The sequence below is a fragment of the Pseudomonadota bacterium genome, assembly GCA_026390555.1.
Lineage (GTDB): Bacteria > Bdellovibrionota_C > UBA2361 > UBA2361 > OMII01 > OMII01.
Genome location: JAPLFS010000027.1, coordinates 25667 through 43051, shown reverse-complemented (window position 1 = coordinate 43051; position 17385 = coordinate 25667). Strand labels below are relative to the sequence as shown.

Here is a 17385-nt window from a genome sequence, read left to right as displayed (position 1 = left end):
ATAGGGTTCCTCACCAATAAGTGTGAGTGGGAAGCTACTGGATGATGGCATAACTATGCGCGGCAGATGGAAGAAAAGCCGGTCGAAGAATGTAAGATAATGGATGCTGAATCCCTGCGCTGGAACGTGCGCTGCTTCCCGCGCAGGGGTTTTCCATCTAATGTACCCACACTTATCGGTGAGGAACCTTTTTTTTGTATCCTCTTTCGTAACTACTCAGCTCAATAAAGCCGGGGTAGCGTTAACCCTAGAGAAGCTGCGAAGTTAATCCGTGCGCCTGAACGTGAACCGCTCCTGATTCCGGCTCCGCTTCGGATGCGAAGCCTCTCCGGAGCTGGTATCGGAGCGGGAGCAGGTAACGGGAAGCGGTTCACGTTCCCGCGCAGGGGTTTTCCATCTAATGTACCCACACTTATCGGTGAGGAACCGTGAATAGTTACCTAAGATCGCTGGCCTTAACGATCTCGTACATGCGCCTAACAGTTTCTTCGAGCGCTGTATCTGAATTATCGATAATGATAGCGCCCTCGGCTGCCTTCATCGGAGCCGTCGCTCGTGTTGCATCACGCAGGTCGCGCGCCTCAAGCTCACTTGCAACACCATCTCGGTCGGCCGCCTGCCCATTGTGCCGCAACTGCTCACACCGTCGCTCGGCGCGCACCTCTAGCCGCGCTTCAACAAAGAATTTTACCCTAGCATCGGGAAATACAACCGTACCCATATCACGGCCCTCAGCGACAACCCCCATAGGGACAAAGGCGGTCTGTTGAATGCCGAGGAGGTGCGCACGCACAGCTTGGTGCCTTGCAACCTGCGAGGCAGCTTCAGAGATGCGCCGAGACATAAGCTCAGCCTCATACTGACCTCCATTGATCAGCACTACCGCGCCCAGCAACGCATCGTGCTTAAGAGCGACCGAATGCTTCAAAAGCTCCTCTGCTATCTTTGTACCATCATCTAACGAGAGCCCTGCACGTTCAGCAAGGAACGCCGTTGCGCGGTAAAGCAAACCTGAGTTCAGGTGTGCAAATCCAAGGCGATCGGCAAGCATCCTCGCCAGAGCGCTCTTGCCAGAGGCTCCGAGCCCATCAACTGTTACTACACCGCGCTTTACGCTCTCCATAAGTCTAATTCCAAACGAGGACCGCTCTCCTCTATAAAAGCAGGCTAGCATACGTGAGGGCCCCTTTAACAAGCACCTCTCTTGCCGTTCTGGAGTCGCAGAGGCTCTATGCTATTGCATGAGGTAGTGGTAAAATATGGTGAATAGTTACCGTTTTCTGCAATCTAATCGGCCTGTTGTGGCATCTTACTTGGAGTAATACCATAAAATAAGTACAGCTATAAAAGAGTAATGCGCCACAGAACGTTAAGATCTGGCCCAGCATGCCGACACCCTGAAGTAAGGAGTAGTCAGGCCTCAAGGTTTTTATGAGGAAACGCCCTCAATCTGAGGAACAAAGAGCGGTTAAATTCCGTAAATCACTTGAGCCAAATCAAAGTGACATTGGCATTGTTTTGTCCGGTGGTGGGGTGCGCGCGGCCTATCAAGCTGGCGCACTAAAGGCTCTTGCACAGGTGCTCGGCAAAGATCTCGACAACACCTCAATCATCCTCGGAAGCAGTATCGGAGCGGTCAATGGACTCGTGCTTGGGGCCTGCCTCAAGACCGGTATTAACCACGGTGTTGATGTCTTAGAAGATCTGTGGCGACACCGGACCTTCTCTAACACCTTTGCCGGCTCACGCACGCGCGCCTTTCTACGCGCCGTTCGTATCGCTACTCAACAATATCTGGCACCCGGCCCCTACAGCTCTAATATCTCCGTACTAGATCCCTCGCCGCTACACATAATACTCGATACGGTTATTAAGACTAACGGTGGGCTTCATCCACAATCGAGGGCCACCTCGCTCAAAGCTGTTGGCGTTATGACCACAATGGATGGGCCACAAAGAAAGCCCCTTCTTTTTCTCAGCTCTCACCACAAATTCTCGCCAGAAGAGGTAGATGGTGCGACCTTTGAAACCTGCTACGTAGATGAATTAAACGCCAAGCACGGCTTCGCCTCAGCCGCCCTGCCCTCAATCCTGCCCCCTGTTGAACTCGATACCGATCTCGGCAAGGTACGACTCGTTGATGGTGGCATATCCCAGAATATTCCGGTCGATCCCGCCGTAAGACTTGGTGCTCACAGATTAATAATCATCGATATCTCAGGACGGGCCTGGTGGCTTAATCGCTACGGCGAGGCGCACGACACACGACCAAGCTGGGAGGTTCCGGCCGCAGAGGATACCTTCTGCCTGCGACCACCAGAGACCCTCACAATTCGAAATCCAGGCAGCCTAGGGCAATATTTAAAGCAGTCGGTAGGTGGCTCGCACAGACGCTTTATGGACGCCTGCGGGGCACTGTGGCCGCTCTTTACCCTAGTAAAGGCCAAATTGGGCGAAGAGGCTGCGTATGAGGTGATGTCCTACGTAGCGCTTGATCCGGAGTATCTAAACTCACTAATTGAGGTCGGCTACCACGATACCTTCTCACTCCTTCGTCGTCGTGCTCACAATCCATTCATGGCGCAGGAAGAGGATACTGTTATCAGCGAAAAGGGAACTACCCTGGTTGGAGCTTAAACAGCTCCGTTATATCGGTGCCCCGAACGAGAACATGGTCTGCACAGCATCTTCTCCCGGTTGTCGGCCGATCGGGTAACCAAACTCTACACGGATCGGCCCCATCGGAGATGCCCACCTTATACCGTAGCCCCAAGCCTGTCGAAGCTGTTCAATTCTCATCTGCATTCCGTCATCGTACGCTTGGCCAAAATCGTAGAAGAGAACTCCCTTGAACCCGGCAGAGTTAATTAGAGGGAATATAAGCTCAACATTATTAATAATTTGCTTGGCTCCTCCGTACTCCTTACCGTTAACATCAACCGGGCCGAGAGTTCTGTTCTGATAGCCGCGTACGGAATTAATACCTCCAGGAAAAAACCGCCTAAAAAGTGGGAACGGATCGTCGTTCAGGCTCTCTCCGTATCCAAATGAGGCGCGGTCTGCAAGCACGATCTCTCCGAACTCACCTTCAATTAGGGGCAGGTACCAGGCGTTACGCGCCTCAAAAAGATAGAAGCTCTGATCTCCACCAAACCCAGATAACTCAATCGAAAGGTTCTGTTTTGATCCAGAGGTTGGATTCATCGGATTGTTAATCGTATTTCGAACTATTCCCGGAGTCATAGAGGATGAACTTGAGTTCCCAACCGAATTCTGTACAAGCTGCGCAGCGTCATCTTTCACATTACGAATATTGAGACGCAACAGCTCATACTTAAGGTTGACCGAAACATCCTCTGCCCATTTTCCAAAGAGAGGCTCGCCCGGGTATCCAATGGTAGTAGCTCCTCCCGCCAGTTCTCGATTAAAATCGTTGTATTGACGGGTTGTGCGCAAGAGATCAACCCCGGCAGCAACGTATGAGTCATTGACACGCGGATCATCAAATGAGATCACCTGATTCGTAACCTGAGAACCAAAATCTAGGTTAAGATTAACCTTTCGGCCGGTTCCAAAGAGGTTATTCTCAGAAACCTTAGTGTTAAGGAGCGCGCCGTTCGACGTTGAGTAACCAGCACCAGCGCTAAAACTACCGGTAGTTGCCTCCTTTACATGCACATCTAGATCAATAACGGAGGGGTCGTTGGTGGGCTTATTCGAGATACTAACCTCATCGAAGATCCCCTGGCGCTGCAGCATGGTCTGGCTGCGTTTGATCTTGCTACCATTGTACTGATGTTGCTCCTCGATCTTAAGCTCACGTCGAATTACGTTGTCGTAGGTCTTCTCGTTGCCTGATATAGTAATCTTATCGACCCGTACTAAGTTTCCCTTAGTGCTGCCGAAGGAGAGATCTACCTTACCCTCCGCCTTGTTAAGCATGGTATTCGGAACAACGTTGGCGAAGGCGTAACCCTCATCACCAAACTTATCGGTGATGGTAAAGATATCGTTTCTAATATTACTGGCGCTAAAGACCTCACCGATCTCACTCTTGATGCCCTTCAGGGTAAGGTCCTCAGAGCCCTCAACAAAATCGCCCGTTGCTGAGATCTTTCCGATCTTAAACTGCTGCCCCTCTGTGATGTCGAACACCACGTACAGCCCATCCTCGCGCTTCTCAATCGAGGCCTCCCCAACACCCCCCTCGATATACCCGTTGTCGAGTAGATACTGCCGCAAGATCTGCTTATCTGACTCCATCATCTCATCGTTAACACGTCCGGTACCGAACAGCCAAGAATTCCACCATTTGTAACGCTTAATCTGTAATTGCGATAACATCTCGCTCTGATCTAGCTCTGCAACCCCCTGCAACGTTACGGCATTAACGTGATAGCGTTCGCCTTCCTTAACCGTAAAGGTAATATCAACCTCGTTATCATCTACCGGTACGGTAGAATAGTCGAGCTCAGCGTCATAAAACCCCTGGCCTTTATAGTAACTGATCGCTTTGCGAGTAAGGGTCTGGATCTTACTTCGATCGATAAAGCGTCGCCCCTCGATCTTTAACACCTCAGAGAGGTCACTCTCTGAGATCTTATCGTTGCCCTTGATAAAGACCTTTCTTACTACCGGTTTCTCGGAGACATTAAAGGTGAGGGTTACACCCCCACTAGATCTTGGAGCAATGCCAACTGTAACCTGATCAAAGAACCCTGAATTGTAAAGCGTCTTCACATCCTCAGTTAGTTGCGCCGAGGTCACACGACCAGGAATACTCTTAATCTGAGCACGCACGGCGTTTGCATCTATACGACGATTGCCTGCAATTACCACCTCCTCAACTACGTAGCTCTCTGCGCCCTGCGCTAAAAGCTCGCGTGCACCGAACAACAACGGTAAAAACCCTACGCAAACAGACACCAGAGTTCGTTTCCAGAGATTCATGCTCGATCCTATCTGCTGTTGTTATAGCGTTGGTGTTCAACTAACGCACCGCCAGGCAACATCTCAACGACGAGATCCATACTGCGCGCTAGCTCCTCGTTGTGCGTAACAACTATTAGGGTATTTTTAAGCTCACGGTTCATATCGAGCAGTACCCTCTGCACCTCTGCCGCGGTGCTAACATCTAGATTCCCGGTTGGTTCATCGGCAAGCACAACACGTGGTCGAGCCACGAGCGCACGAGCTATCGCCACCCTTTGCTGCTCTCCCCCCGAAAGCTCTGAAGGGAGGTGCAACTCCCTCTGTTTAAGCCCCATGCGATCGAGTAACTGGGAGGCCTCTGCGTTAGCCTCGCCCTCCTGCGTTCCGCTCATAATAAGGGGCAACGCAACGTTCTCAAGCGCAGAGAACTCTGGCAAAAGGTGATGAAATTGAAAGATAAAGCCAACGTTTTTGCCCCTAAACGTGGCACGCTCATCTGGGGGCATGGAACTAACCCGCTCTGAGCCGTAGTGAACAGTGCCTGATGTCGGAAGATCAAGCCCTCCGATTAAATGCATCAGGGTCGACTTTCCTATACCGGAGCGCCCGATAATGGCAACGGTTCCCCGCTCTGGAAATGAAAAGGTTAGCCCATTCAGCACCGTTAGTTTACGGTCTGCATCCTGGTAACTCTTTGTAAGATCCCTTAACTCTACGCGCATAGAGCACCAACACAACTAATCATATCGCAGCACCTCACTAGGCTCGAGCCTTGCGGCTCTACGAGCCGGATAAACGGTGGCAAAGAGACATATCAGAAAAGCTGCGATACCAACCATCGCAAAGTTACTAGGTTCTATCACCACCGGAAGCTTTGACATCTGGAAGATGCGCTCATCGATCGGGAACCCGAACTCACGTAGCGCGATACATCCGGCAAATCCGAGCACAAGCCCGATAATCGTACCCAATCCACCAATTACAGCGCCCTGGATTCGGAAGATCCGACTGATGCTTTTAGTTGAGGCCCCAAGGGTCTTCATAATGGCGATATCTTTCCGCTTCTCAATGACGATCATAATCAGGGTGGTTATAATAGAGAAGCTAGCCATTACGATAATCAGAAGAAGTACGATAAAATAAACCCGTTTTTCAAGTTGTATCGCATCCCATAGGGGCTTATTTGTTGCGGTCCAGTCACGTACAACGTAGTTCACGCCTGCCCCCCCTAGCTTATCAAGCACTACCTTAGCGATTAGAGGGGCCTTATTCACATCAGTGACGCGCACCTCAAGCCCGGTTACGCCGCCCTTTAGATCGAAGAACCTTTGAGCCTCCTCCAGACTGATATAAGCAACCCCGTTCTCATACTCCACAAGCCCAGAACTGTATGTCCCCACCACAACAAATCGTCGAAAGGTCGGGACTAATCCAAAGGGTGTCGAATTAACCTGCGGTGAGAGGATCGATATCGGTGTTCCTGCAAACACCCCCAAGCTCTGCGCTAACGATCGCCCGATCAAAATTCCTGGAATCTGCGCCTCGCTCTCCTCGCCTGAGGACATCAGGACCGTCACTGCGGGGGGGTTAAAAAGGGTCTTGAGACTCTGATTAGGAGCAAGGTAGGTGCTAATCTGTTGGGCGGAGGCGCTGCCTTGCTCAATACCTCTAACAAGGAGCCCTGATGCCCGCGATTCAGAGCGAATTAGCACCTGCTGGTAGGTAAAGGGCGAAACAGAGCTAACCCCCTCAACCTCACCAACCGTTCGCGCGACATCACGCCAGTTATCTATCCGATCGGAGACCCTACTACTAATAACGATATGGGAATCGGTTCCGACTATCTTCTCGCGTAACTCGCTCTCAAACCCGGTCATCACCGCCATAACGATGTTAAGAACCATCACGCCGATGGCCACACCGAGCACTGAGATGATGGTAATAATAGAGATGAAGGCCTCAGAGCGGCTGCTCCATAGGTACCGCAGAGCGATTTTTCGTGAAAAACTCCAGGAGGTCATTAGACGAACGATAGCTACCAATCCTGAATACGTCAACGAAATCAGTTAAGTATAATTACAAAGACGATTGCACGCGCGCCTTCAGAACGCTGATTGATTAGCGCTAATGCTGGTAGTTTTCTTTGCAGAGCTTGCGCCTCCAGGATACATATAAAAGATCATACAAGAGGGTGTCTTCAAGCAACATAACCTTCGATTATAGCATCGTAAGTATTAGACAAAGCAGCAATCTGATAGGGTAATAAACCTTATCGCTAGGGCATCTTATATTCAAAGTTATGTCTAAATATTTTTGGAGTTCCCTCCTATTAATGCTTCTAACGCTCTCGCACAGCTACGCTCAACCCCCCACTCCATATGTGGTTAAACCTGGGCAGCGCTACATCCGAAATATTACGATAAAGATTGGGGGTATCTTCGAAGATACATCGAGCGCTGGTTACCGCCTAGCTAATCAACTTAAGTACAAGACCCACGAGAGCGTTATTCGTACAGAGCTACTCTTCAAAGAGGGTGATCGCTTTAACCCGTATCTAATCAAACAGACCGAACGCAACCTCCGTCTACAACGCTACCTGCGCCAAATACGCGTAGTTCCAACCTTCGATGGTGATGCGGTGGATGTATCGATCTCGGCACAAGATAGTTGGACCCTTATTCCGTACCTGAGCTACTCCTCAGGCACAGGCCAAAGCAACCGCGGCATCGGACTCTCCGATTCCAACCTATTCGGAAAGGCGACCCGTCTTGAGACCATTTATCAGGAGCAGGCCTCCAGAAAGTCCTACAATATAGCGCTCACCGATCCGCAGTTTCTCGGAACCCGCAAAAACATCATTCTGGCTGCCGCCAACCGTTCCGATGGAACTGTATTTCAGGCTGGTTATGGACTGCCCTTTAGAAGTCTTGAGCAGCGCGATGCCTGGTCCTTTAATACCGGTAAGCAAAATACCGTTGGACGACTCTGGGATGCCGGAACTGAGAACTACATCTTTCGTCAGCACCTCGATGACTTCTCAGCGCTCTATACCTTTGCCGGTCCGAGCGCCCAGCCAGCTCCAGCCGACGATCCATTTACCGGTATCTACAAGGGCCAGACCATCCTCTCGCAGAGATACTCAGTAGGATACGCCTATACCAACGCCAACTTCTATCAGGCCTCGTTAGAGGACTATCAGGACCTCGACCTAGATCCAGCCACGGTCAGTAATAATCCAGCCGACCTGCCATCTAATCGACGATTTAGCGGCCCCGTTCTGCAATATCAGACCATTGCACCGAGATTTATTACGATGAACTATATCGATAAATTCGATCGTCCTGAGGACTATAATTTGGGAGATGAGTCCTTAATTCAGCTACAACTAGCACCGCGCTCACTCGGCTCATTAGATAATGCGGCGCTGCCGAGCTTAAACCGCAGCCGTGGCTGGCGCACCTCTGATCAATCGTTCCTACGGGGTGAGGTTGGGGGCTCTACCAGGGTACAACAGGACACCGTAAACAACTCCCTGATTAGAGCTGAAGCGAAGTACTACTCCGTGATCGGAGACCTCTTTATGGGGCAACGCTTCCTCGGACGACATACCCTTGCAAGCCAATTCTACATCGATTTCGGCAATAAGCTTGACCGAGACCGACAGCTACTCCTTGGTGCCGATACCGGACTGCGCGGATACGAGATAAATACCTTTGAGGGGGACAAGCGCGTCGTGCTTAACTTAGAGGAGCGCTCTCATCTCGCCGACGATGTATTGCAACTCGTCAGCTTAGGTACGGCGGTGTTTATTGATGTGGGCTCCGCTTCGCGCGAGTCCCTAGGTAGTATGCTCACGGACGATCTCTACGGAGATATTGGAGTTGGCTTACGTCTCTGCTTCCCACGAGCAACTGGTGGCGGAATAGTGCGTATCGATATAGCCGTCCCTCTAAGAGATGGCCCGGATGGTAGTAAGTCTGGGGAGCCTCGCGTTATCTTTGCAGCGGGACAGCTCTTCGGAGCGCGCCTTAGAAGCGAGGTGGTGGGCGCTCAAAATACCTCGAGCAGTATCGGATTTGATCGATAAATCTGTAACTCACTATTTACTAAGCTAAATCAACTATTGCCGTTCTGAATAATGGCGCTCCCTGGGGCTTCGCCGCATAGCTATCCTGGCTATCTGAAGGCCGATCTAGCACGAAACAGAACACAACTCCCCTAAAACTAGCTTAGCACCTATACCTCTGTTAAAACCTTTTTACAGCTCCGGATTATAGGGAAACGTCGCTACGACAGCGACTCATGTGGGGATTCCATGAATCTTAATTACCGACATACAATAACCATCTACAGAACCCTGCTACTATCTATTCTGGCGCTTCTGTCTCTTTCTGCAACACCACTTACTGCACAGCCCAAAGTGCGAGGGACTCTAAATAACCTAACGGAGAGTCGCACCTCCACAGCGATCTTTCTTTCACTTCATACCCCACAGGGACTAGAACAGTTCGTCCTACACCGTGATACTGACTATAAGACTGACTATGAACACAGCGCTGACGAGTTACAGCTACGCGGCGCCTCCCGTCCACGCAGGGGCCGTGGCTCAAACTCCCCCGTTGCCGCCACCAAGCTTGGTAAAAGAACGTTACTCTTCTACACCTCCTCCCGTACCGGACTACCTGCAGCCGCATCCTTTATCCTGACAGAGAGAAACGGTACGCTAACCCCCTCCGACCTGCGGCTCTCAAAGGCTCGTACTAAATCAGTTCCGTGCGGCAACGGGGAGCAGCAGCAAGCTCAAAGTGCGCGGACAAACGTTACTCCTGCATCACTTAACCTGCTGGCAGGAGACTCCGCCCCTACTCCATTCATCCCTCCCCGCATACTGGAGGTAGCAACGCATGCTGATGCCGAATTTTCTCAACGCTTCCCTGATACTAACGGCTACATTCGCGCCGTGCTGCATGCCACAGAGGTGCTCTATACGAGCACACTCGGAGTTCGTCTTAAGATCGTCCGACAAAGCGTAGCTAGCCCTAGCAGCGCACAGAGCGCTCCTATAGCAGCAACCGCACTACTTGAGCTCTTTCGGCAGCGCACCCTAGCCTCCAAATTAAATGCAGATATTCATCATCTCTTTACCGACCGTGCGGTAACAGGGTCAACTATCGGTATCGCCTATGTTGGGAGCGCCTGCTATGCCTATGGACGATTTAACATCGGGCTATCGCGCGCCGTACCAACCGCGCTCCAGCCGATACTGGCGGCCCATGAGATCGGGCATAACTTAGGGGCAGAACACGACTCAGAGCTATACTCTATTATGAATCCAGCCATATCGTCGGCACACGATCACTTCTCGACCACGGCCTTAGGGAACATGCATACCTTTGTCGCCAAACCAACCAGCTGTATTAAGCCGGGGCGGCTTAACAGAGCACAGCTCTCGCTGGCTGATACTAGCGAAACCTCATTCTCTGCAACCATCTCCCTATCGAGCGCCCTCGGTGAAATGTGCGAGGTGCAGCTTATGGCGGTACCGTTACTTAACGGCATTCGCAGTGGCAACTTTAAGACGATCGTTAGTGCGCCCCTCAGTACTACTCCTAACTACGGGGGCTCGCAGCTCTCCTTTACAACGCTCGCACCGATCGCCCCTACTAAAAAGCAGCAACTATTGTTCAAACTAAAGTTAACCTGCCCATCCGGAACGGTCTCTAGTGAGAACGAGATCCTTACCATTCAAAATATCGGAGAGCTCTCTTCAGATGCACCGAATGGAAGTGCGTGGCTTACGCAGCTCCATAGAAACTTTCTTCGCTAACGGCGTTTTGATTTCGAGCTTTTTTAGATCCTATAGCCTGAGCCTCGAACAAAAAAAAACGCCCCCCAACCCTCGAAAGGGCCGGGAGGCGTAGTAAAAAGACGTTAAGCGTCTATTTACTTCTTCTTAGCAGCCTTCTTTGTTGTCTTCTTCTTTGCTGCTACTTTCTTGGTGGTCTTCTTTGTTGCTTTCTTAGTTGCCATATTTTTCTCCAGTGTTGATAGCGACGGAACTAATTCCAATCGCTGTCTACGTTTGTATACCGATCTCACCTGCAACCTCTCAACGGGAGAATCCCGCAAGCTGTTAACAACGCTTGACCGAAACTATATCTCCTCAAGCCTTGCGGGGCACCTCCAATTGTAAGGAGGGCCTGACGCTTTATGCTTAAAGAAGCTTTATGCCCCGTCTTATCGAACGATAAGTTTAGGGGCTTAACTTTACTGCTTCACGCATGCTGCAAAATTTTTCAGCTTTAGGAAAGATATTATCTTTCTGCTAGCCGAAACCTCCTGCAGCTTTCGATAGTAACCGGAGGGCTTTACTGTCCGACTCCCCCACCGCTTAACTACCGATCAACCTTCTAAGAACTTCGCCACCAACGTACCTACAACAAAACAACTAGCGGCGTTTATCTGTCGTCCTTTGAAGGCGGTGCTAATGCGCTCGCCTCTTTTTTACTTCGCTGCTCACTCACCTTTCGTACCTTTCTTCGATTCGAAGAAGGTCAGTGAGCAACGAAGAAGTCAACATTAAGGAGAGGGTCGCATCGCTTGCCAAAATTGGCAAGTACTTATTTGATGATCATAGATCTGAAAAAGGGTTCACAGATTCTTAGAATAGTTTCATCGATGTTCATCGATGCTTCCTAACGCACGCCGATCGAATCTATTAAACCGCGAAGCTTCCGACCCAACGCCCCTGCTCGATCAACGTTAAGAGCTCCCCATCTGCTAGTGTTGCACGCACATCCACCTGCTCTGAAGAGATCATTATGTCGGTATGCACCGAACTGGAGTTGCAACCGATCTCTCTACATTGCGCCTCACTCAGATCCGCACCCCCCTCAAGGCAACTCTTATAGGCGGAACCGACAGCAATATGACACGCCGCATTCTCATCAAACAGGATCTCCTCAAAGACCAACCCACTCTGGAATATGGGGGAATCTGTACCTACTAGCGCAACCTCTCCCAGCTTCTTTGCACCAGCATCGCTCTTCAGATACGCCTCGAGCGCAGCCTTACCTGCACTACACTCAAAATGCGAAATCTCCCCGTCTTTAAAGGTTATTATAAGCCCTTTTACCATCGTTCCATTGACTAAGAATGGGCGGGTAGCGCTAACTATTCCGTTAGTGAGCCTACAATCTGGGGTTGTAAAGCACTCCTCTGTAGGCAGATTCGGTTCGAAGGAATGCCCCTTCGGAGAGTGCGCCGATCCACCACAAAACACAGCACGTTCAGAGAGCCCAACAACCAGATCTGTCCCCGGTCCAATGAACCTAAGCTGCCGAATATTTAGCTCCGTAAGCTCTTGGGCACGCCTAGTAAGGATCTGATTATGAAGATCCCAGCGTTCCATAAAGTCCGGCTTATCAACCCGACAGATCCGAAAGATCTCCTCCCAAAGACGAAGCACCGCAGCACTCTCTGAAAGATGCGGAAAAACCCGCATGGCCCAGGCCGGAGTCGCCGCAGCAACGACACACCAATGCACCTTCGAGCGCTCGATGCCCTCAGTATAAAAATGTTTGGCTGCTTGATATGTCGCCTTGCGAACCTGATTAACGGCCTGTGGATCTAGATCCGAGAGGTAGTCTGGAAACTCAGGCCCGAGCACCTTTAGGTTCGCTGCCTCTGTATCTACCAGCTCCCTGAACTTAGCCGTGTAAAAGGCGGGGGTAGAGCTTAGAAACTCTGCTCGTGAGCCTTGAATTCTGGCGCGCTGCAACAACGGATCGCTTAGCTCTACATGCACGAATCCAGCCCCGCGCTGATACATCTCACTAACCAACGCCTGCAATAGCGGTCGGTGGTAGACCTCGCTCATAACCTGCACCAGTTGTCCTGGCTGAACATTAAGACCGTGCGCAACGATTAACTGGGCGTAGCGTCCAAGGCTCTCAGAGAGGTCGGGGTGAAAAAGATAGGGGCTAACATGATTTGCTGGTTCGGTCATACGTAATCTCCTACTAAAGCTCTCCAAAATAGAGGCGTGTTGCTCAATACATACTAAATAGCATGCAAGACAGAAGGTCGGCAGGGGGATCTATATACTAATCATTGCGGTTCCTCACCAATAAGTGTGGGTGGGAAGCTACTGGATGATGGCATAACTATGCGCGGCAGTTGGAAGAAAAGCCGGTCGAAGAATGTAAGATAATGGATGCTGAATCCCTGCGCGGGAACGTGAACCGCTTCCCGTTACCTGCTCCCGCTCGGGTAGCGGAAACTTATCTTGAAAAGAACCGATTAATAGAAGATATGTTTTGTCATGAAAAGCTCTAAGTCTATCAAAAGTCGGTTGAATTACTGAATAGGTTATTAGTGTTATTCGCCTCCTCCCGAACGGAAACAGCGATATTGTCAACCAGTTGCGTCGCGCCGCCACCTCCATTTGGCGGCCATGCTGTCAAAGCTGGTTTTTAAGGGTTAACCGGTATCGGAGCGGGAGCAGGTAACGGGAAGCGGTTCACGTTCCCGCGCAGGGGTTTTCCATCTAATATACCCACACTTATCGGTGAGGAACCATCATTGCCTGATGCTATTTAGGAGCTTCGTGCAGAGACGCGCGATACGAGCAGTAGAGGGCGCGGAGGAGCTCGCATTAAAACGTGCGCGCGCCTCTACCTCGGAGGCTCTTACGACGAGCCTAGCTACCCTATTAGGAACCTTTGCTGACAACTTTTTGCTGCCATTCACTAGCTGGGCTGCAATCTCGCCATTACATGTAACATCATTGATGGCGAACGTAACCGGCACGCTGCCGGTTCCTGTACCCTCTAGCCCGATATTTAGCCTGATAGCGTTCGGCCCACGCCGCCCCTTGTGAAGATTAATACTTGAAACTGTGATGAGCGGGTCATCATCAGATGGATCGGGGGGATTAACGGAGCAGAGTGAGCTCATACTGCCCCCCAGAGCGAGAAGCTCGGAGGATGACGAGATCAAACCCTGTTGAACGGTGAATAGGTTCGCAGTCGAAGAGAAGGTGCTAATGGGTGAGCCCGTTATTCCAACGACACCTACCGGCTCAACCTGCGGCGAGGAGAAGGGGTTACCAAGTACCTTTGCCCGTAGCGTTAACCCGGAGTCCGCACCTTCAAAGAACACCGAGGTCGAAATGGCGCCAGATTTGAATATAGTTGTTCGCAGGGTGATAACCCCCTGCCCCGGAAAGTTATAGTGCTCAGAACGCCACATAATCGTGACCCTCTCTAAAGCCACCTGTACCCGCACCCCCTGGTCAGCGGCTCTAGGTATTAGATCGGTATGGAGGCCTGCTATTGAATTCATCGGCGCACGTGCCGAGATCCTGTAATCGAAGCCCGTCGGCTCCTTGCTATAAACCGTTCCGTTCGGTGAGATCCATATCTTGTTAGTGCTAGTGCGGAAGAACGGCAGGGTAAAGGGCAGATCGACGGGGTAGAATTCCCCCTCGTCCACCTGATTTATTATCGGCGATTCGTCAGCCGAGGTATCAACATCACCAGCATTAATTAGGTTGGTGAATTGCAGATCGTACCGACACGGCTCGCTACCCGCGATTGGAGTAGGTAGTGGCGAAGCCTCGTTATATAGCATACGCGCAACGTTCAGAGTGCGCTGCGTTCTGACGAGGGGCACCCCCCTAGCTGAATCATAAAGGCTCGGCAGCTCGCGACCCGTGAGGTATAGTCGGTCGATCGCCTCTAGGAATGAGAGCCCTGGTTCGCGCGCAAAGAGAAGCGCTAACGCCCCCGCTACATGCGGCGTTGCCATTGAGGTGCCAGAGAGGTTCCCATAGGTATTCGCTGGCAAGGTGCTTAAGATCCCATCCCCGGGTGCCGCTATATCGACCGAGCTCTCCCCGTAGTTTGAAAAGCTCGCCAGGCGTTGATCCTGTCCAAGGGCGGCAACCGAAACCACGTTATCAACCTCGTACGCGGCTGGATAAGTCTCCCAGGCATCGGTATCACTCGCTTCATTTCCAGCAGCCGCTACAAAGATTATTCCTGCTGAACGTGCGCGCTGAATCGCCTGTTGAAGCGCTAGCGAGTATCCCCCTCCACCCCAGGAGTTGTTTGATACCAAAACATTGATACCGTAGAGCACCTTCATATTGACCATGTAGTCGATCGCCTTGATCGCATCCGCAAGCTGCCCACTACCACTTGCGGCGATAAACTTTAGCGCCATAATCTTGACGCGATGATTTACCCCAACGACTCCCACCCCATTGTTACCAACCGCCCCAATCGTGCCTGCCACATGCGTGCCGTGATAGTGATCATCGAAGGGGTTTCCAGGATTCAGTGCGCCATCGACTGCATTGATACCGTGTAGATCGTCGATATATCCATTACCGTCATCGTCAATTCCGTTTGCGGCGATCTCTCCCGGATTAACCCAGATATTTGCCGCCAGATCAGGGTGCGTATAATCGACGCCGGTATCAATTACTGCCACCACGGTCGCATCCGATCCGGTCGATAGATCCCACGCTCGTGCGGCGGAGATCCCCTCTGCATCGCTTAATCCCCACATCGATTGATACGATGGATCGTCTGGGACAAGATCCAGTACAGACACAAGGTAGTTTGGTGAACAGGAGGCGATATCCCCTGTGGCTAATAATTGCTTGCAGTAGTCGTTCTGCGGCTCATAGGGCACGGCTCCATCGGCATCTGGCATACTCAACGCAGCAACCTGCCCAGCTACCATCACCCCCGGCACCCCAGCTATAAGCACCGTGTCTGAACTGAGCACCTCTTTCACCTGCCCGTGCTGTGGATCGAGGTCAATAAAGGGGCTGGAGGCTAGCGCCAAGGCGCTGCCATGGACAGTGCTAACTGTAGGAAGGGTTACAATGTACTGCCCTGGAAAGACCCTCAGGGGCTCTGCGTTAGCATCTGACGCTAGGCAGTATGGCGACACAGCAGCTAGAACTACTCCTATAAACGCCCTTAACTTAGATCTATCCGTTAAGCGTAGCATGCCTGGGTACGAACTATCGCTCCAATCACTACAAAATACTTGCTATCGCCTCTTCATATCGGCAGAAACTATATTAACTTTAGAGGTATTATGTCCCTTGCTGTACGTAAGAGTTTCTCCTACTCACGTGGGCTCCCATTATCGCCCCGTATCTACTGGGAGCAAAGAAACCTCAAGTTTCCCATCGCGGACAAAACGGGCTAAATTTGCCGAGTTAAGTAGAGCCTGTGATTGGTCGGCTGTATCGCTACTTGCAAGACACTTAACTGAGTAGTGAAACCCATCTGGAATCGCCTCCCTCCATACCTCATACACATAGTGACCACTACTAGGGGGGCTGGAGAGTGCCCAACGGGAACCGACCACCTTTGTTACCGGAATAGCTGGTGCCTGTGCAGCCTGGACATAGTTTTCTAGAAAGAACCTAGCCCGTTCCCACGAATAGGTATCCTGCTCGATAGTAAGATCAAATTCGGTCGGAGTGCTCAATACCTCATTACGAGCCTGGTCCTGCGTGGTCTCTGCGACCTCAAGCCCAAGTGCTGTGGCACCTACTACATCGGCTATCGAGCCACGCTGCTGCGAACTAGAACCACACCCAGCCAGCACAATTGTGATGGAAATAACGATTGAAAGCGTTTTTGGCATCATACCCAGCACCTCTACTTGATTAAGGTTGGAACTGCGCAATATACCACCTTAAAGCGATGCTAGTCATGCTTTAAATACATTCGTGACTAGGGATTTCCCTTAGCTAAACGAGCTACCGCATCCACAGGTGCGCTTGGCGTTCGGATTCTTAAATTGAAATCCGGTTCCGTTCAGACCCGATACGTAATCAACAACGGTACCTCGTAGATAGCCAACGCTAACCGCATCAACAACCACCTTTACACCGTTCAACTCGAGCGCTAGGTCGCCCATGCGCTCCTCTTTATCAAAATCTAATCCGTACTGATAACCGGAGCATCCACCACCAACTACCGATATGCGTAGAAAATCTCCATCCTCGCCTTCGTCCTTAAGCGCCTTAGCCACGGCATCAATAGCTGATGGGGTAAAGAGCACCGGCATCTCATCTGAGGGTACAAACTCGCCCTCTGGCTGGCTGGCTACGTTCTTAAGAGCGGCTCCGCTGCTGCATGAGCTAGTGCCTGTTGAACTAGCACTGCTTGAGCTACTGCCACATGAACCACCACCACATGAACCTGCATTTGAACTCATAATCTCTACCTATCCTTAAAGGGTATTGCCGGTAATACCTCTAGTATACTGAAAAACACACCCTCTTCACAAGGGCTTGGCTCGTTTTTCGCTATACGCTCCAATCTACCCTCTCTGATTCTTGCCCACTATTTCAATGGGTTGCGTGGCTAGAATAGCTCGTTTAAGGGAGTTCTCATGTTTATAGGCAAAAAAGCCGACATT

11 protein-coding genes are annotated in these 17385 nt (G+C 51.0%); 3 read left to right on the top strand and 8 right to left on the bottom strand.

Annotated elements, in window-relative coordinates; translation table 11 throughout:
- Positions 1 to 436: 436 nt before the first annotated feature.
- Positions 437 to 1174 (bottom strand): (d)CMP kinase, encoded by a 738-nt coding sequence (cmk, locus tag NTV65_03155; GenBank protein ID MCX6114202.1) that lies wholly within the window; start codon positions 1172 to 1174, stop codon positions 437 to 439.
- A gap of 257 nt (positions 1175 to 1431) precedes the next feature.
- Between cmk and NTV65_03150 the strand changes: the two genes are divergently transcribed.
- Positions 1432 to 2637, top strand: a complete 1206-nt coding sequence (locus tag NTV65_03150; GenBank protein MCX6114201.1) for a patatin-like phospholipase family protein — start codon at positions 1432 to 1434, stop codon at positions 2635 to 2637.
- A gap of 9 nt (positions 2638 to 2646) precedes the next feature.
- Here NTV65_03150 and bamA read toward each other — a convergent pair whose 3' ends face one another.
- Genes bamA through NTV65_03135 form a run of 3 tightly spaced genes read right to left on the bottom strand, consistent with a single transcriptional unit; the run spans position 2647 to position 6953 of the window.
- A complete protein-coding gene (gene bamA / locus NTV65_03145; GenBank protein ID MCX6114200.1) occupies positions 2647 to 4950 on the bottom strand; it encodes an outer membrane protein assembly factor BamA in 2304 nt (767 codons plus the stop codon).
- 8 nt (positions 4951 to 4958) lie between these two features.
- Positions 4959 to 5654: an ABC transporter ATP-binding protein gene (locus NTV65_03140; GenBank protein ID MCX6114199.1), complete on the bottom strand. Its 696-nt coding sequence runs from the start codon at positions 5652 to 5654 to the stop codon at positions 4959 to 4961.
- A gap of 15 nt (positions 5655 to 5669) precedes the next feature.
- Complete coding sequence (locus NTV65_03135) at positions 5670 to 6953, bottom strand: FtsX-like permease family protein (protein ID MCX6114198.1); 1284 nt, start codon at positions 6951 to 6953, stop codon at positions 5670 to 5672.
- A gap of 311 nt (positions 6954 to 7264) precedes the next feature.
- On the opposite strand from NTV65_03135, the gene NTV65_03130 reads away from it, so the two are divergent.
- Positions 7265 to 9019: a hypothetical protein gene (locus NTV65_03130; GenBank protein MCX6114197.1), complete on the top strand. Its 1755-nt coding sequence runs from the start codon at positions 7265 to 7267 to the stop codon at positions 9017 to 9019.
- A gap of 228 nt (positions 9020 to 9247) precedes the next feature.
- Positions 9248 to 10759 (top strand): M12 family metallo-peptidase, encoded by a 1512-nt coding sequence (locus NTV65_03125; protein MCX6114196.1) that lies wholly within the window; start codon positions 9248 to 9250, stop codon positions 10757 to 10759.
- 891 nt (positions 10760 to 11650) lie between these two features.
- Here NTV65_03125 and NTV65_03120 read toward each other — a convergent pair.
- The 4 genes from NTV65_03120 to erpA form a co-directional block, all read right to left on the bottom strand.
- Entirely contained in the window at positions 11651 to 12940 is a 1290-nt protein-coding gene (locus NTV65_03120; GenBank protein MCX6114195.1) for an aminopeptidase, read from the bottom strand.
- Positions 12941 to 13512: 572 nt separating this feature from the next.
- A complete protein-coding gene (locus NTV65_03115; protein MCX6114194.1) occupies positions 13513 to 15957 on the bottom strand; it encodes a S8 family peptidase in 2445 nt (814 codons plus the stop codon).
- Positions 15958 to 16095: 138 nt separating this feature from the next.
- Positions 16096 to 16608, bottom strand: a complete 513-nt coding sequence (locus NTV65_03110) for a hypothetical protein (protein ID MCX6114193.1) — start codon at positions 16606 to 16608, stop codon at positions 16096 to 16098.
- Positions 16609 to 16707: 99 nt separating this feature from the next.
- Positions 16708 to 17181 (bottom strand): iron-sulfur cluster insertion protein ErpA, encoded by a 474-nt coding sequence (gene erpA / locus NTV65_03105; protein MCX6114192.1) that lies wholly within the window; start codon positions 17179 to 17181, stop codon positions 16708 to 16710.
- Positions 17182 to 17385 lie beyond the last annotated feature (204 nt).